Raw genomic sequence first — 22,407 nt, 5'->3', positions numbered from 1 at the left:
TGGCTGCTGAAACCTGTTTTCCTGTGGTCACGGACGTCCTTTCGGGTTTGCTTGACGCAAGCGTCGAAACCACTCGCCGTAAGGCTAACTAGAAGCGCGTGGCTGCTGATCAAGCTTTCGTCACCCCGTTGAGCGGAACACGTCGAGGCCGCCAGCGCAATTTTCAAGGGTCCGCCCGAGCGAGATACGCCAGGATTCGCGAATATTCCGTCGAATAAACAGGCATTTGATAAAACCGGCACAGCAAATTCAGAAGAATCTTAAGGAACGCGTGCTGAATTAGGACCTCAAAGGAGACCTACCATGCGCTTCATCGTTTCAACCGTCCTCTGTCTTTTCCTGACTTGCCTTGCCGGTGCGGCATCGGCCGCGGGCGAGGTATGGATGGCGGCTAAGGCGACGGCACAGGTCGCCTACACCGTCGACAAGAAAACCTGGGTTCCGCTCAAGAGAGGCATGCAGGTTCCCAACAAGGCCTGGATCTCGACCGGGCCGCGGGGGCGGTTGCAGCTGGTGCGCGGTACGGAGAACATTGCCTTTCAGCCGAATACACTGGCGGCGATCATTACCCGGGGCCAGGATATCAGCCGCAAGACCGAGGTGGTTCAGCAGGTGGGCGAGATCAGCCTCGAAATCGAGAAACGGCAGCGTCCGCATACGACGGTGCAGACCCCGTTCCTGGCGGCAGTGGTCAAGGGCACGCAATTCACCGTCAAGGTCGGCAAGGCCAATGCTGCGGTCGCTGTCGAACGGGGCCTAGTTCAAGTGACCAGCTTTAGCAGTGGTGAGCGTAGCGACTTGGGGGCCGGCCAGGGTGCGCAGGTGGATGCATCCGGCATGACCGTCGCCGGGCTTTCGGAAAAGCCGCAGATCACGCGTGTGGCGCCCTCGAATGCCAAGGTCCCGGCCGCTGGCAGCGTCGTCAAGGCGACGTCGACGATGGATGAAGCCAAGGGCGCTATGGACGCAGGCAAATCCAAAAGCAGTGTTGCTGGCAACAGCAATGCTGGTGGCAACGGCGGTGGCAACGGCAACGGCAACGGCGGCGGAAACGGCAACGGTGGCGGAAACGGCAACGGCGGCGGAAACGGCAACGACGGCGGGAACGGCAACGGTGGCGGAAACGGCAATGCCGGCGGAAATGGCAACGGCAATGCCCGCGGAAATGGCAACGGCAAAAGCGACCGCTGATGATGATGGCTTTCGTCACACAACCGCCAGGATACGCGCATGACGGATAGCATTCGCCCTGCACGTGGCTTCCTCGCAAGGCTGGTTTCGTTTCGGGTCGCCATGATCGCCGTGATCATGGCGCTGCCGCTCATCTTGCCATCAATCTCGGTAGTACAGCATCTCAACAACGATCTGAGCTCCTTTCGCGCCGCTGCGGCCCCCCGTGCTGCCAGCGGCGACTTCGTATTCGTCGCGATCGACAAGAAAAGCCTGATCGGGGTTGGCACCTGGCCCTGGCCGCGCGCCGTACATGCCGAGCTGATCGACAGACTCGTGGCGTCTGGCGCTCAGGACATCTTCCTGGATATCGACTTCAGCACGCCCTCCCAGCCGGAAAATGATGTCCGGCTTGCAAAAGCTCTCGAAGAGGCCGGTGGCGGTGTCATCCTGCCGATTTTCCGTCAGCAGTTCGGTGCCCGGTCATCGGATCCGCTGACTGTGACTGCGCCGCTGCCGATCTTTGCTGAGCATTCCTGGCCGGCTTTGGTGGATGTTGCGCTGGATGACGATGGCTTGATGCGGTCCTTCCCGGTGACGGAACTCATCGACGGTATTCCGACGCAGTCGGCGCCCGCAGTCCTTGCCGGCTACAGTGATGCACGGACCAGCCGGCTCGAGATCGACTTCTCCATTCGGCCAGAAACAGTTCCCACCTATTCGGTCACCGATATCCTCTCCGGCGCTGTCGGACGCGATGCCATCGATGGCAAGTCGGTGGTGGTCGGCGCCTATGCCACGGAACTGAAGGACCTCTTTGCGGTGCCCGTCTACGGCATCCTCAGCGGGCCGATGCTGCATGTGCTGGCAACAGAGACACTGGTCCAGGAGCGAATTCTCCGGCCACTGCGCACCGAGCCGATCGGCCTGCTGCTCGCGGCCTTGATCATCGCCTATACGCTGACATTCCATCGCCAGTCGCTGGGCGTGCCGCTCGCAGCGTCCGCAGCCTTGCTGACGATTGCCGAGGCGGTCTCCTTCCTCCTCTACAAGCACGAGGCCCTGGTCTTCCACACCGCCAGCCTGTGGCTGATGTTCGCCTTCGGCTTTTTCATGCTGATGGCCGAAAAAGTGGGGCTCAGCGGATGGCTGGCGGAGCTCGCGGTAACGGAGAATCGCGACATTCGCCGTGTCCTGAAGCGCATCATCAATGACAGCATCGACCCGGTCATCGTGCTCGATCAGAAGCGTAACCTGCTCGATGCAAGCCACACCCTGAGCGGCGTGCTCGAACGCGACGAAGCGGTTGTGCGCGGTAGCAATCTGAGTGTGTTTGCGCCCCCTGCCCTCACCGAGGCTCTGCTCGCGCTCGAAGCGATCCACATCACAGAGCCCCAGCAGATTCACAGCCAGACCGTTGCACTCGACATTCCGGGCCGAAAGGGCCGGCGCCATCTCGAAGCCGCCATTACGATCTCGCCCTTCGAAAGCCGTGGCGGCCAGGGGCTGTCACCGGTCGGCTCACATGTGACCTGCATCAGCCTGCGGGACGTGACGGCCCGCCGCCTCTACGAAACCAAGCTCGAAGAGATGGCACGGGTCGACGACCTGACCGGGCTCCTGACCCGACGCGGCCTGATCGACGCGATGGCAGCCACCGGACGCGGCTTCTCCGTCTTTGCCATCGACCTGCATCGCTTCGGTCATCTGAATGAAATGCTCGGCCGGGAAAAAGGCGACAGCGTCCTTCAGGCCGTCGCCGCCCGACTTCGGCGCCATGCGGGGATAGACGGCCTGACGGCCCGGCTTGCTGGCGACGTTCTCTGCTTGGCGACCGCCGGCATCGAGAGCGAGGATGCACTCGCTGAAAGTGCCGCGCAGTTGCTCGCACTCTTCGACACTCCCTTTGGCATCGAAGGGATCAAGATCGAACTCAACGCTCGCATCGGCGCCTGCAGTGGCTCGGAAAACCTCGGCAGCCCGGGGAAATGGATCGAAGCAGCCGAACTGGCGCTCATCGATGCCAAACGGGTCGGAGGAAGTGGCTGGCGGGCGTATGACCCCGCCTCGACGCTGCGCAGGGCCCGCTCAAGGCTGCTCGAAGCAGAGCTGCGCACCGGGCTCGATCAGGGACAGTTTTTCCTGCTCTTTCAGCCCCAGGTCGCCCTCACCTCCGGGCGGCTCGTGGGCGCCGAGGCGCTTTTGCGGTGGCAGCATCCGACGCTCGGCATGATTTCGCCGGCGGAATTCATCAGCATCTCGGAAGCCAATGGCTTCATCTGCGATCTCGGCCAGTTCATGTTCCGGGAGGCCTGCAAGGCCGCCACGAACTGGCCCTCGCATGTCAGCGTCGCGGTCAACATTTCCCCGGTCCAGTTTCTGCGCGGCGATCTGCTTTCCGACATCCGTGCGGCGCTCGACGCCAGCGGTCTTCAGCCACATCGGCTGCATGTCGAGATCACCGAATCCATCTTCGTCGAACGCTCCGAGGAGCTTCTCACCAAACTGGATGCGCTGCGTGATCTCGGCGTGACCATTGCCCTCGACGACTTCGGGACAGGTTATTCATCGCTCAGCTACATCTCCAGCCTGCCGCTCGACAAGCTGAAGATCGATCAGTCCTTCGTCCGTGACATGGTCAGCGATCCCGCAGCCCAGAGTATCGTTCAGGCGGTCATGACGCTCGCCCACGGCCTCGGCCTCAAGGTGGTCGGCGAGGGTATCGAAAATGCGCTGCAGGCGGAAATGCTCACGGCCATGGGCTGCGAAGAAGGGCAAGGCTATCTCTTCGGCCGGCCGCAGTCGGCCCGCCAGATCCAGGCCCTGTCGGCCGCCCACTCGCTGCTTTCCGGCGGCCATGAAGCCTCTGTCAGCGCCCTGGCGCAGGCCGGGTGAGGACAAAGGCTGCACAGGCGACGAGGATGACGCCGATCAGCAGCTTCAGCCAAAGCTGCGGCGGCCCGAAGAAGACAACAATGCCGTAGCTCAGCGTCATCAACGACACCGATGCAATCTTGGCCCTTTGCGAAATCGCGCCTTCACGACGCCAGTCGATCAGCGGCTGTCCATAGCGGGGGTGGTCGAGCAACCATTGCTCGAAACGCGGCGAAGACCGGGCGAAGAGCGCGGCTGCGACGATCATGAAAGGCGTGGTGGGCAGAACCGGCAAGAAGATTCCGATGACCCCGATCCCGACCATCAGCCAGGCGCAGCCAAGAATGAGCAGGCGCATCAAATCCCCTTCGCTGGCTGCCGTCGCTTCGACTGGAGATATGGCATGATTCGGGAACGACAAGGATTTTGAGGATTGCGGCAAATGCGGCGATTTTTCGTTTGCGCCGCAACAGGCTGAAATGCATCCTTGCCCGGCAATCCCACCTTCAGGAATTCAACTGACATGTCCAAGGTTACCCTCGTGCTCGGCGCCGGCATTATCGGCGTTTCCACAGCCATCCATCTCGCCCGCCGCGGGCGCTCGGTGGTGCTGGTGGACCGCCGCGGCGCCGGTGAGGAAACCTCTTTCGGCAATGCGGGCCTCATCCAGCGCGAGGGCGTCGTGCCCTACGGCTTCCCGCAGGACTTGAGCCTGCTGATCCGCTACGGCTTCAACAACCGGATCGACGCGCATTATCATGCAAGCGCCATCCTGAAGCTCGTGCCGTTTCTGTCGCGCTACTGGTGGCATTCGAACAAAAGCCGGCATGAGGTGATTGCACGCGCCTATGCGCCACTCATCGAAAACTCGATCACCGAGCATCAGGACCTGATCCAGGCGGCCAAAGCCGACCATCTGATCCGCAAGGACGGCTGGATGGAGATCTTCCGGACGACGGCCAAGCGCGACACGGAGCTTGCCGAAGCGGCTCGCCTCGCCCGCGAATACGGCGTCAGCTATCGGGCGCTCAGCCGCGAGGACCTGGCCAAGGAAGAGCCGCATATTCGCGGCGATTTCGTCGGCGGTCTGAAGTGGAACGACCCCTGGTCTGTCACCAATCCGCATGGCCTCACAATGGCCTATCTCGGCTATTTCCAGTCGCTCGGCGGACGCTTCGTCAAGGGTGATGCCATGTCGCTGGAGACTGGCGCCTCGGGCAAGGGCTGGCGCGTGAAGACCGATGACGGGATGGTCGATGGCGACGATGTGGTGCTGGCACTTGGCCCCTGGTCGGAGGAAGTCACCCGAAAGTTCGGCTACCGCTTCCTGCTCGGCGTCAAGCGCGGCTACCACATGCATTACGCTCCCGAGGGCAATGCTGTCCTCAACAACTGGACCATGGATGCCGAGCGCGGCTATTTCCTTGCACCAATGGAAAAGGGCATCCGCCTGACGACGGGCGCGGAATTTGCCAATCGCGATGCGCCGAAGTCGCCGGTGCAACTGGCGCGGGCGGAAAAGGTGGCACGCGAGATCTTCCCGCTGGCCGACCGGCTCGACGCCGAACCCTGGATGGGCGCCCGCCCCTGCACGCCCGACATGATGCCGGTCATCGGCAAGGCGCCGCGCCACGAGGGCATGTGGTTCGCCTTCGGCCATGCGCATCACGGCCTGACGCTCGGTCCTGTTACGGGCCGTCTGATCGGGGAAATGATGGATGGGGAAAAGACATTCATCGACGCAAAGGCCTGGAGCCCTGAGCGTTTTCGCCCCTGAAAAACAAAGCGTTTCTAGCCCCCTTCTCAGGGGGCTAGCCTTTTTGGCGCCGAGGTGGTAGTCATTCCGCATAATTTGATCAAATTGTTTCCCGGTGGAAACAGGCCGGAACGAAGCTCGCGTCGCAAGAACGCCGCCGGTCGAGGGGATCAGGAAGAGACGGACAGTGGCATGCGCCGGTGTTTGATCCATAACGCGAAAAGCGTCTATCGTTAGCGGACCAGCATCCGTTCGCGCACTATCGCGCGTTTCGAACCCGATCGACATCAGCCACACGGTGATCCATGGACATGGCCGAAGAGGCACGCGAATTCTTCGCGGCAAATCCCGATATTGAAGTACTTGAAGCCTTCGTCATCGACGTGAACGGCGTGCCACGCGGCAAGTGGATCCCGCGGGAACGCGCGATCGACGTGTTGACCAAGGGCATGGCGATGCCGCGCTCGGTCTACGCGCTCGATGTCTGGGGCCGCGACGTCAACGCTGCCGGGCTTGCCGAGGGAACCGGCGATCCTGATGGCATCTGCTTTCCGGTTCCGGGAACGCTGTCACGCGTGACCTGGCTGTCGCGCCCGACGGCGCAGGTGCTCTTGCAGATGTACACCCCGGAAGGCGAGAGCTTCTACGCCGATCCGCGCCAGGTGCTCGGCAACGTGATGAAGCGCTTCACGGCAGCGAAACTGACGCCGGTCGTCGCGACCGAACTCGAATTCTACCTGATCGACCCGGTTCGCTCGGCGCTCGACCCGGTGCGTCCGCCGAACACGCGCGACGGTCGCTGGCATACCGGCCAGACGCAGGTTCTGTCGATCTCCGAACTGCAGGACTTCGAAGAGGTCTTCCACGGCATTTCGACGGCCGCCCGCGCCCAGAACGTGCCGGCCGATACGACGTTGCGCGAAAACGGTCCCGGTCAGTACGAGATCAACCTCAACCACGTGCCGGATGCGCTGGCGGCTGCGGACTACGCGGTATTGCTCAAGCGCATCGTCAAGGGCGTGGCGCGCGCCAGCGATCTCGACGCCACCTTCATGGCCAAGCCCTATGGCACCCAGGCCGGCAGCGGCATGCATGTGCATTTCTCGATCCTGAACGAGAAGGGCGAGAACATCTATGTCGGCGAGGATGGACCCTCGGACGCCCTTTTCCATTCGGTCGGCGGGCTTCTCGAAAGCATGGGCGAGAGCATGGCGATCTTTGCACCGCACCAGAACTCCTATCGCCGCCTGCGCCCATCCGAACATGCGCCGACCTATGCGTCCTGGGGCTTCGATAACCGGTCTGCTGCCGTTCGCGTCATCACCGCATCGAAGCCTGCGACTCGCATCGAGCATCGCGTCGCCGGATCCGACACCAATCCCTATCTGGTTCTCGCCATGATCCTGTCGGCGGCGCTCGCCGGCATGAAGGAGAAGCTTTCGCCCGGTGGGGCGATCTCTGGCGACGACCATGCCGTCAACCACGAGCCGCTGCCGACCAACTGGGACTATGCGCTTCAGCGCTTTGGCAAGTCGAGCTTTGCCTATGCGGCGCTCGGGCCGAAATATCGCAGCCTTTATACCGCCTGCAAGCAGCAGGAACTCTCGGAGTTCTCGCTGCGTGTGACCGACGTCGAATACGACGCCTATATCCGGACCGTGTGAGGTGAAGCCATGACGAAGTCGATCGGACCCAATCCCGGCCATGCGGCCACCTATTACGCAGCCTCTGCCCGCGACAAGCGCGTGCGCCCGAAGCTTGACGGCCAGCACACGGCCGACATCTGCATCATCGGCGCCGGCTTTACTGGCATTTCGGCAGCCCTTGAGCTTTCGGAAAAGGGCTATGCCGTGATCGTGCTCGAAGGCGATCGGATCGGCTTCGGCGCCTCGGGTCGCAATGGCGGTCAGATCGTCAACGGCTATAGCCGTGATCTTGAAACGATTGCAAAACGCTACGGGCAGGAAAAGGCGGATCGGCTCGGCGAGATGTCGCTCGAGGGTGGTCGGATCATCCGCGAGCGCGTGGCGAAATACGGGATCGAATGCGATCTCGTCGACGGCGGGTTCTTCGCAGCCTTCACCGACAAGCAGGTGAAGGAGATGGCGGACGTCCGGGCCCACTGGATGAAGCATGGGCATGACGGGCTGGAGATGGTCTCCAAGGCCGAGGTCGCCAAGTATGCGAAGACCGACCGCTATGTCGGCGGCATGATCGACCGTCATGGCGGCCATATCCAGCCGCTCGACCTTGTGCTCGGCGAGGCGGCAGCGGCCGAAAGCCTCGGCGCCAAGATCTTTGAAAACTCCAAGGTCGTGCATCTCGACACCGGCCCGCAGCCCTTCGTCTGCACCGAGGGCGGCATTGTCAGGGCCAAGCACATTGTCGTCTGCGGCAATGCCTATATGGCCGGCATCGCGCCGAAGGTGACCGAGAAGATGATGCCGGTTTCCAGCCAGGTGATGGCGACGGAGCCGCTGGATGCCAAGCTGATCGAGGAACTGCTGCCCTCCAATTACTGCGTCGAAGATGCAAACTACGTACTCGACTACTACCGCCGCACCGCCGACAACCGCCTGCTTTATGGTGGCGGCATCGGCTATGGCGGCCAGGACCCGAAGAACCTGACGGGCGTCATCCGGCCGAACATGCTGAAAACCTTCCCGCAGCTGAAGGACGTGAAGATCGACTATGCCTGGAGTGGCAATTTTGCCCTCACGCTGACCCGCATCCCGCATATGGGCAAGCTCTCCGACACCGTCTACTTCTCGCATGGCGACAGCGGCCACGGCGTGACGACCACGCATCTGCTCGGCAAGATCCTCGGCGAGGCCGTGCATGGCCAGATGAGCCGCTTCGATGTCTGGTCGTCGTTGCAGGCCTATCCGTTCCCGGGCGGGCGCATGTTCCGCGTGCCGTTCACGGCACTCGGTGCCTGGTATTACGGCATGCGTGATCGGCTCGGCGTTTGAGGAAAGAAGAGATGACCCGCACCGTCACCGTCGCCGCCACCCAGATGGCCTGCACATGGGATCTGCCCGGCAATATCGTACGGGCCGAAAAGCTCGTGCGCGAGGCTGCCGCAAAGGGCGCACAAATCGTCCTGATCCAGGAGCTGTTCGAGGCACCTTATTTCTGCCAGGACCAGATCGCCGAGTTCTTCGATCTCGCCAAGCCTGCCCATGACAACGCCCTGATCGATCACTTCGCAGCGCTTGCCGAAGAGCTCAACGTCGTCATTCCCGTCAGCTTCTTCGAAAAGGCCGGGCAGACGTTCTTCAACAGCGTGGCCATCGTCGACGCGACCGGGGACGTGCTTGGCATCTATCGCAAGAGCCATATTCCTGATGGTCCTGGATATACCGAGAAGTTCTACTTCTCGCCCGGCGATACCGGTTTCGAAGTCTGGGAGACGCGGCATGCGGCGATCGGCGTCGGCATCTGCTGGGACCAGTGGTTCCCGGAGGCGGCCCGTGCCATGGCGCTGCAGGGCGCCGAACTTCTGTTCTATCCGACCGCGATCGGCTCGGAGCCGCAGGATGCGAGCCTCGACAGCTCCGGCCATTGGCAGCGGGTGATGCAGGGGCATGCAGCGGCCAATCTCATGCCGGTCATCGCGTCGAATCGGATCGGCAAGGAAGATGGTCGCAAGGGCACCTCGCTTACCTTCTACGGCTCGTCCTTCATCTGCGACCAGACCGGTTCAATGGTGGCAACTGCCGACCGGGAGACTGAGACGGTGTTGACCGCGACCTTCGACCTCGATGGAATCGCAAGGCAGCGCGCCAGCTGGGGCCTGTTCCGAGACCGCCGGCCGGAGCTTTACGGCCCGCTCCTGGGTTACGAGGGCTGAAGCTCAGGTTTCCGCTTTCAGACCGTCGAGCGCGTCGGCGACGACGCCCTCGACGGTCTGATCGATCGAGACGGTGACAACGCCCGGCTCGCCGGTCGGGACTTCCAGGGTGGCGAGCTGGCTATCGAGCAGACCAAGCGGCATGAAATGCCCAGTGCGGGCGCCCATGCGGCGGCCGAGCAGTTCCCGTGAACCATCGAGATAGACGAAGGCGAGGCGACCACCGGTCGCGGCACGCAAGTGTTCGCGGTAGATCTTCTTCAGCGCCGAGCAGGACACGATGATCCCCTCCCCGCGCGCCAAGGCGTCCGCCATGCGCTCGCCGATCACGGTCAGCCAGGGCCAGCGATCCTCGTCGGTTAGCGGCGTACCGGCGGCCATCTTCGCGACGTTGCTTTCGGGGTGCAGGACATCCCCCTCGATGAAGGGAAGCCCGAGACGGGCCGCGAGCGCCTCGCCGACCGAGGACTTTCCGCAGCCGCTGACTCCCATGACGATCACCGCCTGCGGGGCGGCCAGCTTGTTGTCCTGCGGCATGCTCTTCCTCTTCCTCAGCCCTCATCCAGGGGCCGCGACAATAGGAAGGTTCAGGCGAAATGCAATCCGCTCTCACTGTTTGCGCTTCTGCCGGTGGCCCGTTCCCTGGCTGCTCTCGCCTCTGCCCGGATGGATGCGGCGATCTTTTCCGCCATCATGATGACGGGGGCGTTGGTGTTGCCGCCAATCAGACGCGGCATGACTGAGGCGTCAACGACACGCAGCCCCACTATGCCCTTCAGCCTGAGATCGGGATCGACCACCGCATCGCCATCGGAGCCCATGCGGCAGGTGCCGACGGGGTGATAGATCGTATCGGCGCGGGTACGGATCGCCGCGTCGAGTTCCGCATCCGACGTTCCGGCCGGATAGAGTTCAGGTCCGCGATAGCGATTGAATGCGGGGGCTGCCATGATCTCGGCCATCATGCGGGCACCCTTGCGCAGGATTTCCAAGTCGCGCGGATCCGAGAGAAATGCGGGATCGATGAGCGGCGAAGCGGACGGATCGGTGCTCGCGAGCCGGACCGTGCCACGCGAATGCGGGCGCAAGACGCAGACATGGCAGGAATAGCCGTGGCCCCAATGCATCTTGCGCACGTGGTCGTCGACCATCGCAACGAGGAAATGCAGCTGGATGTCAGGACGATCGAGCGACGGATCGGTCTTCAGAAAAGCACCCGATTCCGCGCAGGTCGATCGCAGGTGACCCATACGCTCCGTGCGCCACTCGTTTGCGGCGCGCATCAGATCGCGCGTCGCCATGATACCCAAGCCGAACATGTCGGTATCCGGTGAGCGGAAGATCATGGTGTAGTCGAGATGATCCTGGAGGTTGGAGCCGACTTCCGTTCGGTCCAGCACGACGGGAATGCCGAGAGAGGTCAGATGGTCTGCAGGGCCAATGCCCGAGAGCATCAGGATCTGCGGTGATTGCAGCGCCCCTGCCGACAAGAGCACCTCGCGATCGGCGCGGACGATCCGCTGCTCGTCCTTGCCGAAGCGATAGGCGACGCCGACTGCCCTGCCCTGTTCGACCAGGATGCGCGATACATGCGCTTCGGTGATGACGGTGAGATTGCGCCGCGTCATCACGTCGTGGAGATAGGCGGCAGCTGCCGAGCAGCGTTCGCCGCGCTTTGGGCCGTTCCAGAACTGGGTGGCCTGATAGACGCCGGCCCCCTCCTGCATCGGCCCGTTGAAATCGTCGTTCTGACGGTGACCGCGCTGTTCGCAGGCCTTCAGGAAGGCCTGGTTGATCGGGCGCGCCCAGTTCTGATCGCAGACCTGAAGCGGGCCACCGCGGCCATGCAAATCGTCCGCCCCACGGATGTTGTCCTCGGCCTTCTTGAACCAGGGAAGGACGTCCTTCCACGACCAGCCTTCACAGCCGAGAGACGCCCACTCATCGTAATCGCCGGTATGCCCGCGGACATAGAGCATGGCATTGATCAGGCTCGATCCGCCAAGGCCGCGACCGCGCGGCTGGTAACCCCGACGTCCGTTGAGGCCCTCCTGCGGCACCGTCGAAAAACGCCAGTTTCCGCTCTTCACATGACCCGGCACAACAGCCGCTGACGCCATCGGCACGCGGGCGAAGATGCCGTCACCCCGACCGCCGGCTTCCAGCAGGCAGACGGTAACCGACGGGTCCTCGCTCAGCCGCGCCGCAAGGACCGAGCCGGCCGATCCGCCACCGATGATGACATAGTCGTACATGCTCCCCCCAGAGACCTGCACCAGCGACCCGTTTCAAGCCGCCCCAACCGGCAGATCTTAACTGCCGTGAACGTAAACGTAGCAGAGTGCCGGAAGGAAGCAAGGCGGGCGTACAGGCACTGCCCTGCAACGAAAAAACCCGCCTTTCGGCGGGTTTGATCAAGTGAATATTCGACGATTTTCAGGCGGCCGGTGCGGCAGCTGGAGCGGCGGCCACACGGCGCGGCTGCAGGTCGTCGATGCCGAGCAGGAAGTTGATCTGCGGGCGTGCCTTGACGAGGTCGTCGATCGTGTATTCAGAAAGCACGTCGAAGAAGGCGTTCAGCGCCTTGCGCAGCGCAGAGTTCAGGCCACAGCTGTCGATCAGCGGGCATTCGACGTCACCGTCGTCCTCGAAGCATTCCGCCATGGCGAAGCTGTCTTCCGTGACCTTCACGACATCGAACAGCGTGATCTTTTCGGCCGGACGGCCGAGGCGCACGCCACCGTTACGACCGCGGACGGTCTCGACCAAACCGGCCTTGTTCAGCGGCTGCAGAATCTTGAACAGGAAGAGCTCCGACACGCCATAGGCCTTGGCGATCTCCGGGATCCGGCTCAACTGGTCGCTGTTGGCTGCGCAATACATCAGCATGCGCACGGCGTAATTTGTCTGTTTTGTCAAACGCATGCACGATTCCTCTGTTTTCTTGCGGCTTATATAGCGCCTTTTGCAGTTTTGAACAATTCCAAAATACTCAAGTTCTAGACTCACGTGTTGGTGATTAAACTGGACTACAATTGACAGCTTATCCCATTTCATGAATATGCGCCTCAACAATCCGCAAAGAGGGAGGCCTACCATGACATCCATCCGTACCATCGCACTCGGTGCAGTTTCCGTTCTGGCCCTTTCGGCCGGCTCGGCACTGGCAGACGGCGAAGTCAACATCTATTCCTATCGTCAGCCGGAACTGATCCAGCCGCTGATGGACGCCTTCACCAAGGAAACGGGCATCAAGACCAATGTGCTTTTCCTCGACAAGGGCCTCGTCGAGCGCATCACGGCAGAAGGTGCAAACTCGCCGGCCGACGTCATTCTGACGGTCGACATCGCGCGCCTCACGGAAGCCAAGGATGGCGGCGTGACCCAGCCGCTCGTCGACGAGAACATCACCAGCCAGATCCCGGCGCAGTATCGTGATCCGGAAGGCAATTGGTTCGGCCTGACCACCCGTGGCCGCGTTCTCTATGCTTCCAAGGACCGCGTCTCCGAAGATGCGATCACCTATGAGGAACTCGCCGATCCCAAGTGGAAGGGCCGCATTTGCATGCGCGACGGTCAGCACGCCTACAATGTCGGCCTGTTCGCCTCGATGGTCGCCCACCATGGCGCCGAATACACGGAAACATGGCTCGCAGGCCTGAAGCAGAACCTGGTCAAGAAGCCTGACGGCAACGACCGCGCCCAGGCGAAGGCAATCCATGCCGGCGAATGCGATCTCGGCCTTGCCAACACCTACTACCTCGGTCTGATGAAGACCAACGAGAAGGATCCGGAAGAAAAGGACTGGGCCGCTTCGGTCAAGGTTCTCTTCCCGAACGCCGCTGACCGTGGCACGCATGTCAACATTTCCGGCATGGCGCTGACAAAGAACGCACCGAACAAGGACAATGCCGTCAAGCTGATGGAATTCCTGGCTTCCGACGAAGCGCAGACCATCTATGCCGAGCAGGTCTTCGAATATCCTGTCGGCCCCAATGCCAAGGTTTCCGAGATGGTTGCCAGCTTCGGCGCGATCAAGGCTGATCCGCTGCCGCTCGCCGACATCGCTGCCAACCGCAAGACCGCTTCCGAACTGGTCGACAAGGTCGGCCTGAACGACGGCGCAACGCAGTAATCTTCCGCGTATACTTGAAAGCAGAAGGGGCGGTCTCAGACCGCCCCTTCTTGCATTTCGGCATGTGCCATAGTCCGCCTCCCGCCTGGCCTCCCCCTCAGATGCCACCAGCTTCGACAGTTTTCGCGTGATCGTCGATTGCCTCCCGCCGCTCACTGGTGCCCGGATGGGTGGACAGGAAGGAGGAGTCTCCATCGAGACCGAGTTTTTCTTCCAACCGAGCGAAGAAGCGGCCGATGGCGCGCGGATCACGGCCGGCCTTGGCCATCAGCTCCACCGAGATACGGTCGGCCTCGTTTTCCGCGTCACGCGAATGGGAGAGTGACATCAGGGCAGCGCCATTGGTCAGAATGTCCTCGCCGGCCGCACCGACATCGCCTGCGATCAGCATGATTAGACCGGCCATGCCGGCTGCGCGATAGAGCTGGCGGAGCGAGTGCTCCTCCTCGACATGGCCGATTTCGTGGGCAAGGACCCCGATGATCATGTCCATGTCGCCATCAGCAAGATCGATCAGTTCGTCGGTGATGACAAGCGTTCCATCGGGAAGGGCAAACGCGTTCGGGCCAATCGGGCCACCCTGACGGAAATTGAGATTGTAGCCGGCAACACCCCGGGACGAGAGGACTGCGACCTGATTGAAGGCCTTCAGGATCTCCGTCTGACGGGCTTCGGGCAGTCGGCTTTCGCTGAACACCGCCTGGTCGAGCGACAGAAGCGTACCGCTTGCCATCCACTCGGTGACCGCCGGCGGTGTCACCAGAACGGCCACTTCGACCAGCGCCGGAACTGCATAGCGGTAGATCAGGCCCGCAAGCACGACAACAGCGAAGAAGAAGGCGACCAGACGTGGGTGAAACCGCTCCAGTTCGTGAACGACGCCCTTCTTGCCATGCTTGCTCAGCCACAGGTCGACGGCGTCGTTGTCATCGGTCTCGAAGAGCGAGCTATCGGCGAAGGTGACCCGGCGGGGAATGCGACCGACGCGGGCCGATATCTCCGTCCGTGCCAGGTCTCCCAGAGACACCGGATCGCCTCCGGCGTCTAGCCGGACAAAAAGGGTCTTGCCCTCCGCCAGAAGGACCGCCGGCGCCGACCGGCTCGAGCCGGGAGGATGCCAGCGACCGGAGGCGATGCGCTTGTCGTCAGAAGCCAAAGTCGAACCCTTCAAGATCGAGATATTCCGCCGTCACGGCGGAGCCGGACGCCTGCATCGAGGATACCACATCACCGAGTTCACCATCGACCACGATGCCGGAATGCTCGATCACATAGCGGTGCTCGCGGACCGCTGCCCAGGGGCGCATCAGGCTGAGGGTGAGGATGGTGACGACCAGATTTGAGACGACGATCCAGAAATAACGCAGGCGGCCCAGATCCGAAAAAAGGGAATGACGGGTATCGAAGCGGGCTGAATTCATCACCACGTTGCGAACGCCGATGCGATAGAAAATCGCCGCGACGCCCCAAAGCAACAAGACCGGGATCACCGTTCCATAGATGCCGAGAACGAGCAGGGCCTCGCCATCCATGCCCGAGTCGGCGCTGGCCACCGCACCATAATAGATCAGGACAAAGAGAGCCCCTCCGACTGCCGCACCGACAAGCATCAGCAGGAAGGCTGGCAGCCAGACGCGGTAGAGCGCACCGATCTTCGGATCTGTCTCGAAGGCCCGGTCGCCGTAACGCAGGTTGTTGAAGATGTAGCGATAGAGCCAGCGGCTGGCGAAAGGCGCGAGGATGCCAAGCGAGAAGAAGGCGATGAGGCCGCCGAAGATGATCGCGACGAAGGCGCCCCAGGTCTTTCCGACGAAGTCGAAACGGATGTTGCGATAGCTCGTGACGCGGGCGTTGAAGCGAAGGCTGCGCATGACGATCCAGGGAAGCAGCACGAACATCAGCAACGCCAGGATACCGCCCGCGATCGGGCTGAAGGTCAGGAGAATGTTGTAGCCAATGATGTAGCCGAAAACGATGGCACGACCGATGAAGATCTGTAGCCCCTTGGCGTGGTAGTCGAAGGAGTGACCGTCAATGAATGAGTTTCCGTAGAAATAGCGGTTGCGCCGAACCTTGGCCCAGGCGGAGTAGATGCCGACCGTGACGATCGTCAGGAGAATGTTGACGATCCAGATACCGAAATACTCACCGGCGCTGCCGCGAAACTCGCCGCGGCGCAAAGCGTCGGCGCGGCCGAAGACTGCCTCTTGCATGAAATGTCCCTCATGAAATCAAAACCGGCACGTCGCTATCCCCCGCAACGCGCGCCTGAACATTGACCATGAGAGCACCACGCACTCAAGTGCGCTCGGACACTTCGGACGCCCGTTGCACCGTTCAGGTCTCGCAAATCTCGATGCACCACCATTTCGGTCGGCCACCCTTGTAGGAATGATAAGCGGGCCTGAGATCGGCGGCGCTGGTGCGATCGAAGGCTCCGAGCAGGAGCGCCACCGTCGGCTGATCGTCGATGGCGCCGATCGAAGAGCCACAGGTGTCGCAGAATGCACGTGACGAAAAGTCGGAGGAGCGCCATGTGGCGGGGATGCCTGCAGGGCCAACCCAGCGCACGGCCTCGCGCGGAAATTCGACCCAGGTGGCGGTGAGACTGCCCGTATGGCGCTGGCACATCTTGCAGGAACAGGTGTGTGGCTTGGCGGCCGGCGCATCGGCCTCGAAGCGCACTGCCCCGCAAAGACAGCCGCCGGTATGGTTCTTCTTTTTCGGCATGATCCGCCCTCCCGCCGGAGAAGCTATCAGCCGATTTCATGCTGGCAAGAGAACGCCACCCTGCCTTTCGACGGGGTGGCGCAATTGTGAACGACGTTGCTTCTCTTACTTCATCGTCGGCATGACGAACTCGGCACCGTCCTTGATGCCCGACGGCCAGCGGCTTGTGACCGTCTTGGTGCGGGTCCAGAACTTGATGGAGTCCGTGCCGTGCTGGTTGAGATCGCCGAAAGACGAGGACTTCCAGCCACCGAAGGAGTGGTAGGCGAGCGGAACCGGGATCGGCACGTTGATGCCGACCATGCCGATGTTGATGCGGCTGGCGAAGTCACGAGCAGCGTCGCCGTCGCGGGTGTAGATCGCAACGCCATTGCCGTATTCGTGCTTCATCGGCAGGTCGAGGGCTTCTTCATAGGTCTTGGCGCGCACGACCGAGAGGACAGGGCCGAAGATCTCGGTCTTGTAGATGTCCATATCCGGCGTGACGTGATCGAAGAGGCAGCCGCCGACGAAATAGCCGTTTTCATAGCCCTGGAGCTTGAAATCGCGGCCATCGACGACGAGCTTGGCACCGGCTTCGACGCCAGAGTCGATCAGGCCCTTGATGCGCGCCTGGGCTTCCTTGGTGACGACGGGGCCGAGATCGGCCTTGTCATCGGTGTAGGGGCCGATGCGCAGGCTTTCCACCATCGGGGTCAGCTTTTCGATCAGGCGGTTGGCGGTTTCTTCACCGACTGGAACAGCGACCGAGATTGCCATGCAGCGTTCGCCGGCAGAGCCGTAGCCGGCACCCATCAGCGCCTGAGCGGCCTGGTCGAGGTCGGCATCCGGCATGATGATCATGTGGTTCTTGGCGCCGCCGAAGCACTGAGCGCGCTTGCCGTTCATCGCAGCCGTTCCATAGACGTAACGGGCAATCGGGGTCGAGCCGACGAAGGAGACGGCCGAGATGTCCGGATGCGTCAAGATGCCGTCGACGGCGGACTTGTCACCATTGACGACGTTGAGGATGCCGGCGGGAAGCCCTGCCTCGATCATCAGTTCAGCCAGGCGGATCGGAACGGACGGGTCACGCTCGGACGGCTTCAGGATGAAGGCGTTGCCGCAGGCAATCGCAGGCGCGAACATCCACATCGGGATCATGGCCGGGAAGTTGAACGGCGTGATGCCGGCGCCGATGCCGACCGCTTGCCGAATCGAATACATGTCGATGTTCGGGCCAGCGCCTTCGGTGAACTCGCTCTTCGACAGATGCGGGATGCCGATGACGAATTCGCAGACTTCCAGGCCACGGACGATGTCGCCCTTGGCGTCTTCGATGGTCTTGCCGTGTTCGCGCGAGAGAGTCTCGGCGAGTGAATCCATATTGTCGTTCAGGAGCTGAACGAACTTCATGAAGACGCGGGCGCGGCGCTGCGGATTGGTGGCGGCCCACTTGGCCTGGGCCGACTTGGCGTTCTCGACCGCCGCGTTCAGCTCTTCAGCGCTTGCGAGCGAGACCTCGCCCTGCACTTCACCGGTTGCCGGATTGTAGATCGGCTGCTTGCGGCCCGACGTGCCGGCGACATGCTTGCCACCGATGAAATGACCAACCTGATACATGGGTGTCCTCCTGGATTGTTGTGGAGGCAGTATGCGCTTTGATTTGCACAAATCAACGCGATCATTTACGCATCTGTTGTGCGAAAATTAATGTTAGGTGACATCGTTGATCGGTCTTTCGTGTGCCACCCCCCTCTGCCCTGCCAGGCATCTCCCCCACACGGGCAGGGCTATCGCATATGAATACCCGCCTCTGTCACTGCGTGACATCTCCCACGCAAGGGGGGGGGAGAACGTGGCGCCGCGTTTGCTGCTCGGTTCAGCAAGCTCCAAAGGCGGGCGACCGGCCGGCAGCTCATCAGTTCTTGCCCCATGTGGGGAGATGGCCGGCAGGCCAGAGGGGGGGGTAACCCGCATTCCGGGAGCAGAGGGGGCCACCGATGAACTGGGATGACGTTCGCATCTTTCTGGCCGTGGCGCGCACGGGCCAGATCCTCGCCGCCTCCAGACGTCTGGGCCTGAACCACGCCACGCTTTCGCGTCGGCTGACGGCGCTGGAGACGGCGCTCAAGACACGGCTCTTCATCCGCCGCACCAATGGCTGCGAACTGACCGCCGAGGGCGAGGCCTTTCTCGGCTCTGCCGAGCGGATGGAAACGGAGATGCTGGAGGTGCAGGCGCGGCTTGGTCGGACGGACACCCAGGTGGCGGGTACTGTACGGATCGGCGCGCCGGACGGCTTTGGCGTCTTCTTTCTCGCCTCCCGGCTCGGCACGCTGATCGAGCGCCATCCCGAACTGAAGATCCAGCTCGTGCCGGTGCCGCGCTCGTTTTCGCTGTCGCAGCGCGAAGCGGATATCGCTGTCACCCTGGAGCGGCCGGATCAGGGGCGGCTCGTCTCGTCGAAGCTTGTCGACTACACGCTCGGGCTCTATGCATCGAAGGGTTATGCCGAAACGAACGGTCTCCCGACGACCGCCGAAGGTCTCAAGGCCCATCGCCGGATCGGCTATGTGGAGGACCTGATCTTCACGCCGTCGCTGAATTTCACCGGCGAGGTGATGCGCGACTGGAATGCCGGCTTCGAGATCTCCTCGGCGATCGGCCAGACGGAGGCGGTTCTGGCGGGTGCGGGCATCGGTATCCTGCACAGCTATATCGCCCGGCAGCATGACCACCTCGTTCGCGTGCTGCCCGAGGTCACGATCCGCCGAGCCTATTGGACGACCTTCCACGAAAGTGCGCGGGAACTCGTGCGCGTTCGGGCGGTGGTGCAATTCCTGCAGGATGCGGTGGACGAAGATCGCGCGATCTTCAGCTGACGCGGTTGGCCGATGACCGGAGTGCGTTTTGAGGACGCTTTTCCGTCATGAGCGACGCAGATAGACTGCGACGATCTGATCACCCATGGATACTGACATGCGCCAGCCCTTGCTTCATCTCGGCCTTCCGGCCTTTCTGTTTGCACTCCTCTTTGCACTTCCCGCCCATGCGCATGTGATGGACGGACCGCTCGGCGGGTTCGGCTCGGGCTTCGGCCATCCGCTGGCTGGCTTAGACCATCTGCTTGCCATGCTCGCTGTCGGGCTCTGGGGCGCGCAGATGGGTGGCCGATCGGTCTGGACGCTGCCCGCGACTTTCCCGATGATCATGTGCGTGGGCGGGATCATCGGCATGACCGGCCTTCTGCCCGACCAGCCGATCGAATACGGGATTGCCGTTTCTGTCATCGTTCTCGGCGGTGCGATTGCGGCCGCGTGGCGGGCGCCGGAATGGGCGGCGCTGGTGCTGATTGCAGCCTTTGCGCTCATGCATGGCTATCCGCATGGTGTGCTCGCGCCGCGCGCCAGCGACCCCGCAGCCTTTACCGTGGGCTTCGTGGTCTCCACTGGCGTGATCCATGTGATCGGGATCGCAATCGGTGCTGCCCTGAAGCCGATCGGCGGCGGCCGGCTGGTGCAGGCGCTGGGGGCGGTCATCTCGCTCGCCGGCTTCTGGTTCCTGTTCAGGCTCGCGATGGGCTAAGCCGGCTCTCGGCCCTGCAGACCAAGCGTTTTGCTGCATCGCGATAGCATGGTTTCTGTTGACAAACCGCGATCAAACCGCACAAACGACGGCACCGGTCGCGACCGTCTCCATCGGCGCGGCCAGCGCAACCGTGAACAGCTCAGACACAGGCTCTCCATGACCACGAATACCGCACTCCTCGACTTCCAGATCGTTCCGAATGCCTCGCCCATGCCGGAAGCCGAGCGGCTCGCGGCTTTCGAAAACCTGGGCTTCGGAACGCTGTTCACCGATCATATGGCGGTGGTACATTGGCACGTCGACAAGGGCTGGCACAGCCCGGAAGTCTCGGCGCGCAAACCCTTCCAGATCGATCCGGCGGCAAGCGTGTTGCACTATGCGCAGGAGATCTTCGAGGGCATGAAGGCCTACAAGGCTGCCGATGGCCGCATCACGCTCTTCCGCCCGGAAGAAAATGCCCGCCGCTTCAACAGGTCGGCCGAGCGCATGGCAATGCCTGATGTGCCGGAAGAGCTTTTCCTCAAGGCCGTCGAGGAACTGGTGAAGATCGACGCCAAGTGGGTTCCGGAAGGCGAAGGCAGCCTCTATCTGCGTCCCTTCATGTTTGCCAGCGAAGCCTTCCTCGGCGTACGCCCCTCGCGTGAATACGTGTTCTGCGTCATCGCTTCGCCTGTCGGCCCCTATTTCAAGGGCGGCAGCAAGCCGGTCACGCTCTGGGTCAGCGAACATTACACGCGTGCGGCTCCTGGCGGCACTGGTGCAGCCAAGTGCGGCGGCAACTATGCGGCGAGCCTTCTCGCCCAGAAGGAAGCGGCAAGCCGCGGCTGCGACCAGGTCGTCTTCCTGGATGCCGCCGAGCACAAATGGATCGAAGAATTGGGCGGCATGAACGTCTTCTTCGTCATGGACGACAACACTGTCGTCACGCCGCCGCTCTCGGGCACGATCCTGCCGGGCATCACCCGCAACTCGATCATCAAGCTTGCCGGAGACAACGGCCTTGATGTCATCGAGCGCCCCTATTCCTTCGATGAATGGATGGCGGACGCCAAGAGCGGCAAGCTGCGCGAGGCCTTCGCCTGCGGCACGGCTGCCGTTGTTGCAGCGATCGGCACGGTGCGCCATCCCGGCGGCGAATTCGTCATCGGCAATGCCGGCACGGGCATGGAAACGGAAAAGCTGCGCAACCAGCTGACCGGCATCCAGCGCGGATCCGTGGCGGATACACATGGCTGGGTGAAGGAAGTGACGCGCGCCTGACGACAGGCACAGTCACACGCTTTGAACCCCCGTCATGGCAACATGGCGGGGTATTTCGTTTGGGCGGACGCCTTGGACACCGGAACGGACCGGCGCAAGCAATGAAGGTCCGAAACAAAAGAGACGGCGGCACATCTGCGGCCCGGAACAGATGCAGGAAGACGACATGACGAACGGTCGGTCCGCCTCGGACTTCGTGCTGCCGCGACGGATGGCCATGGCGACGATTCACGGAAAGGAGCGCGCTCTCTCCGCGTCGTTCGCAGCCATCGGTATCGACCTGGTGCTGCCATCGGCCCTCGATACCGATCAATTCGGGACCTTCACCCGGGATCGGCCGCGATCCGGGACGATGCTGGAGGCGGCACGGGCCAAGGCACAAGCCGCCATGCAGGAAACTGGTCTGCAGGCAGCGCTTGCCAGCGAGGGCGCCTATGGCCCCCATCCGACCATTCCATTGCTCGCGGTCGGTCGCGAGCTGCTGCTCTACGTGGACGCGGCACAGGGCTTCGAAATCGCGGAAATGAGGATCGACGAGCGGCCAACATTCGGTCACTGCCCTGCCGTTTCGGTCGGGGATGCAGACGCCTTTCTCGAGCGGATCGGCTTCCCGGAGCAGGGCCTCGTCGTTGCGCCCGTAGGTCGGTTGAACGCACCGGTGGCCAAGGGCATTCGCACTGTTGCGGATCTGGAAATCGCGATCGGGACCGCGGCCGGGCTTTCCCCGACCGGACGTGCGCATATCGAGACCGACATGCGGGCATTCATGAATCCCCGGCGAATGGTGGTGATTGGCGAGGTTGGACGGCATATGGCAGCGCGTCTGTCGACACCGTGCACGCATTGCCGCCATCCAGGCTGGGGCAAGGTCAGAACCGAATACGGTCTGCCCTGCAGCCTCTGTGGCTTTCCGACATCGCTGCCGCGGCATGATGTGTTCGGGTGTGTTTCCTGTGGCGTGGAGGAGCGCCATGAGCAAGCCTTCGGCGCCGTTGCGGACCCGACCTACTGCGCGCTCTGCAATCCGTGACGACAACGACGCGGCAGCCTGAAGACCGC

General features: G+C 62.3%; 19 protein-coding genes. 11 read left to right on the top strand and 8 right to left on the bottom strand.

Features of this window, described 5'->3' with window-relative positions; genetic code table 11:
• The first annotated feature begins 303 nt into the window (after window positions 1-303).
• The gene (locus GH983_RS01865) at window positions 304-1,191 is read left to right on the top strand and encodes a FecR domain-containing protein (protein ID WP_153761456.1); all 888 of its coding nucleotides are present in this window, start codon (window positions 304-306) and stop codon (window positions 1,189-1,191) included.
• A gap of 39 nt (window positions 1,192-1,230) precedes the next feature.
• Window positions 1,231-4,065, top strand: coding sequence for an EAL domain-containing protein (locus GH983_RS01860; RefSeq protein WP_153761455.1), 2,835 nt, complete (start codon window positions 1,231-1,233; stop codon window positions 4,063-4,065).
• Here GH983_RS01860 and GH983_RS01855 read toward each other — a convergent pair.
• Window positions 4,040-4,402 (bottom strand): YbaN family protein, encoded by a 363-nt coding sequence (locus GH983_RS01855; protein WP_153761454.1) that lies wholly within the window; start codon window positions 4,400-4,402, stop codon window positions 4,040-4,042. The two genes, GH983_RS01860 and GH983_RS01855, sit on opposite strands and share 26 nt — an antisense overlap.
• A gap of 165 nt (window positions 4,403-4,567) precedes the next feature.
• On the opposite strand from GH983_RS01855, the gene GH983_RS01850 reads away from it, so the two are divergent.
• The 4 genes from GH983_RS01850 to aguB all read left to right on the top strand — a co-directional run bounded on the left by GH983_RS01850 (window position 4,568) and on the right by aguB (window position 9,653).
• Entirely contained in the window at window positions 4,568-5,821 is a 1,254-nt protein-coding gene (locus tag GH983_RS01850) for an FAD-binding oxidoreductase (protein WP_153761453.1), read from the top strand.
• A 284-nt stretch (window positions 5,822-6,105) separates the two neighbouring features.
• Entirely contained in the window at window positions 6,106-7,464 is a 1,359-nt protein-coding gene (locus tag GH983_RS01845) for a glutamine synthetase family protein (protein WP_153761452.1), read from the top strand.
• A 9-nt stretch (window positions 7,465-7,473) separates the two neighbouring features.
• Window positions 7,474-8,772, top strand: a complete 1,299-nt coding sequence (locus GH983_RS01840) for an FAD-binding oxidoreductase (protein WP_153761451.1) — start codon at window positions 7,474-7,476, stop codon at window positions 8,770-8,772.
• A gap of 11 nt (window positions 8,773-8,783) precedes the next feature.
• On the top strand, window positions 8,784-9,653 hold the full coding sequence (gene aguB / locus GH983_RS01835) for an N-carbamoylputrescine amidase (protein ID WP_153761450.1): 870 nt from the start codon (window positions 8,784-8,786) through the stop codon (window positions 9,651-9,653).
• 3 nt (window positions 9,654-9,656) lie between these two features.
• Here aguB and GH983_RS01830 read toward each other — a convergent pair whose 3' ends face one another.
• The 3 genes from GH983_RS01830 to rirA form a co-directional block, all read right to left on the bottom strand.
• Window positions 9,657-10,190, bottom strand: coding sequence for a gluconokinase (locus tag GH983_RS01830; RefSeq protein ID WP_153761449.1), 534 nt, complete (start codon window positions 10,188-10,190; stop codon window positions 9,657-9,659).
• Between the two features lie 50 nt (window positions 10,191-10,240).
• Complete coding sequence (locus GH983_RS01825; RefSeq protein WP_153761448.1) at window positions 10,241-11,908, bottom strand: GMC family oxidoreductase; 1,668 nt, start codon at window positions 11,906-11,908, stop codon at window positions 10,241-10,243.
• A 181-nt stretch (window positions 11,909-12,089) separates the two neighbouring features.
• Window positions 12,090-12,578 (bottom strand): iron-responsive transcriptional regulator RirA, encoded by a 489-nt coding sequence (gene rirA / locus GH983_RS01820; RefSeq protein ID WP_054150784.1) that lies wholly within the window; start codon window positions 12,576-12,578, stop codon window positions 12,090-12,092.
• 172 nt (window positions 12,579-12,750) lie between these two features.
• Between rirA and GH983_RS01815 the strand changes: the two genes are divergently transcribed.
• On the top strand, window positions 12,751-13,788 hold the full coding sequence (locus tag GH983_RS01815; RefSeq protein WP_069042222.1) for a Fe(3+) ABC transporter substrate-binding protein: 1,038 nt from the start codon (window positions 12,751-12,753) through the stop codon (window positions 13,786-13,788).
• 97 nt (window positions 13,789-13,885) lie between these two features.
• Here the strand turns inward: GH983_RS01815 and GH983_RS01810 are convergent, their stop codons facing one another.
• The 4 genes from GH983_RS01810 to GH983_RS01795 form a co-directional block, all read right to left on the bottom strand.
• The gene (locus GH983_RS01810; RefSeq protein ID WP_153761447.1) at window positions 13,886-14,944 is read right to left on the bottom strand and encodes a M48 family metallopeptidase; all 1,059 of its coding nucleotides are present in this window, start codon (window positions 14,942-14,944) and stop codon (window positions 13,886-13,888) included.
• Window positions 14,934-16,001, bottom strand: a complete 1,068-nt coding sequence (locus GH983_RS01805) for a YjgN family protein (protein ID WP_069042224.1) — start codon at window positions 15,999-16,001, stop codon at window positions 14,934-14,936. Before GH983_RS01805 ends, GH983_RS01810 begins: the two co-directional genes overlap by 11 nt.
• Before the next feature lie 124 nt (window positions 16,002-16,125).
• Window positions 16,126-16,518 (bottom strand): GFA family protein, encoded by a 393-nt coding sequence (locus GH983_RS01800; protein ID WP_054150788.1) that lies wholly within the window; start codon window positions 16,516-16,518, stop codon window positions 16,126-16,128.
• Between the two features lie 105 nt (window positions 16,519-16,623).
• On the bottom strand, window positions 16,624-18,120 hold the full coding sequence (locus GH983_RS01795; RefSeq protein WP_153761446.1) for a CoA-acylating methylmalonate-semialdehyde dehydrogenase: 1,497 nt from the start codon (window positions 18,118-18,120) through the stop codon (window positions 16,624-16,626).
• Window positions 18,121-18,500: 380 nt separating this feature from the next.
• Between GH983_RS01795 and GH983_RS01790 the strand changes: the two genes are divergently transcribed.
• From GH983_RS01790 to GH983_RS01775, 4 genes are all read left to right on the top strand, one after another.
• Window positions 18,501-19,382: a LysR family transcriptional regulator gene (locus GH983_RS01790; protein WP_153761445.1), complete on the top strand. Its 882-nt coding sequence runs from the start codon at window positions 18,501-18,503 to the stop codon at window positions 19,380-19,382.
• A 97-nt stretch (window positions 19,383-19,479) separates the two neighbouring features.
• On the top strand, window positions 19,480-20,085 hold the full coding sequence (locus tag GH983_RS01785) for a HupE/UreJ family protein (RefSeq protein ID WP_153761444.1): 606 nt from the start codon (window positions 19,480-19,482) through the stop codon (window positions 20,083-20,085).
• Between the two features lie 159 nt (window positions 20,086-20,244).
• Entirely contained in the window at window positions 20,245-21,348 is a 1,104-nt protein-coding gene (locus GH983_RS01780; protein WP_153761443.1) for a branched-chain amino acid aminotransferase, read from the top strand.
• A 166-nt stretch (window positions 21,349-21,514) separates the two neighbouring features.
• The gene (locus GH983_RS01775; protein WP_153761442.1) at window positions 21,515-22,378 is read left to right on the top strand and encodes a DUF6671 family protein; all 864 of its coding nucleotides are present in this window, start codon (window positions 21,515-21,517) and stop codon (window positions 22,376-22,378) included.
• The last annotated feature ends 29 nt before the right edge of the window (window positions 22,379-22,407 follow it).

It is taken from the genome of Agrobacterium sp. MA01 (assembly GCF_009650195.1).
Lineage (GTDB): Bacteria > Pseudomonadota > Alphaproteobacteria > Rhizobiales > Rhizobiaceae > Allorhizobium.
Note: the sequence above shows the minus strand (reverse complement) of the source record. Positions and strands in the feature narration are given on the sequence as shown.

What these genes read in the sequence shown, in the direction of transcription:
- rirA (WP_054150784.1), bottom strand. Translation starts at nt 12,578, where the DNA reads ATGCGTTTGACAAAACAGACAAATTACGCCGTGCGCATGCTGATGTAT.
- GH983_RS01825 (WP_153761448.1), bottom strand. Translation starts at nt 11,908, where the DNA reads ATGTACGACTATGTCATCATCGGTGGCGGATCGGCCGGCTCGGTCCTT.
- GH983_RS01790 (WP_153761445.1), top strand. Translation starts at nt 18,501, where the DNA reads ATGAACTGGGATGACGTTCGCATCTTTCTGGCCGTGGCGCGCACGGGC.
- GH983_RS01800 (WP_054150788.1), bottom strand. Translation starts at nt 16,518, where the DNA reads ATGCCGAAAAAGAAGAACCATACCGGCGGCTGTCTTTGCGGGGCAGTG.
- GH983_RS01785 (WP_153761444.1), top strand. Translation starts at nt 19,480, where the DNA reads ATGCGCCAGCCCTTGCTTCATCTCGGCCTTCCGGCCTTTCTGTTTGCA.
- GH983_RS01830 (WP_153761449.1), bottom strand. Translation starts at nt 10,190, where the DNA reads ATGCCGCAGGACAACAAGCTGGCCGCCCCGCAGGCGGTGATCGTCATG.
- GH983_RS01780 (WP_153761443.1), top strand. Translation starts at nt 20,245, where the DNA reads ATGACCACGAATACCGCACTCCTCGACTTCCAGATCGTTCCGAATGCC.
- GH983_RS01840 (WP_153761451.1), top strand. Translation starts at nt 7,474, where the DNA reads ATGACGAAGTCGATCGGACCCAATCCCGGCCATGCGGCCACCTATTAC.
- GH983_RS01815 (WP_069042222.1), top strand. Translation starts at nt 12,751, where the DNA reads ATGACATCCATCCGTACCATCGCACTCGGTGCAGTTTCCGTTCTGGCC.
- GH983_RS01775 (WP_153761442.1), top strand. Translation starts at nt 21,515, where the DNA reads ATGACGAACGGTCGGTCCGCCTCGGACTTCGTGCTGCCGCGACGGATG.
- GH983_RS01795 (WP_153761446.1), bottom strand. Translation starts at nt 18,120, where the DNA reads ATGTATCAGGTTGGTCATTTCATCGGTGGCAAGCATGTCGCCGGCACG.
- aguB (WP_153761450.1), top strand. Translation starts at nt 8,784, where the DNA reads ATGACCCGCACCGTCACCGTCGCCGCCACCCAGATGGCCTGCACATGG.
- GH983_RS01805 (WP_069042224.1), bottom strand. Translation starts at nt 16,001, where the DNA reads ATGCAAGAGGCAGTCTTCGGCCGCGCCGACGCTTTGCGCCGCGGCGAG.
- GH983_RS01845 (WP_153761452.1), top strand. Translation starts at nt 6,106, where the DNA reads ATGGACATGGCCGAAGAGGCACGCGAATTCTTCGCGGCAAATCCCGAT.
- GH983_RS01865 (WP_153761456.1), top strand. Translation starts at nt 304, where the DNA reads ATGCGCTTCATCGTTTCAACCGTCCTCTGTCTTTTCCTGACTTGCCTT.
- GH983_RS01850 (WP_153761453.1), top strand. Translation starts at nt 4,568, where the DNA reads ATGTCCAAGGTTACCCTCGTGCTCGGCGCCGGCATTATCGGCGTTTCC.
- GH983_RS01860 (WP_153761455.1), top strand. Translation starts at nt 1,231, where the DNA reads ATGACGGATAGCATTCGCCCTGCACGTGGCTTCCTCGCAAGGCTGGTT.
- GH983_RS01855 (WP_153761454.1), bottom strand. Translation starts at nt 4,402, where the DNA reads ATGCGCCTGCTCATTCTTGGCTGCGCCTGGCTGATGGTCGGGATCGGG.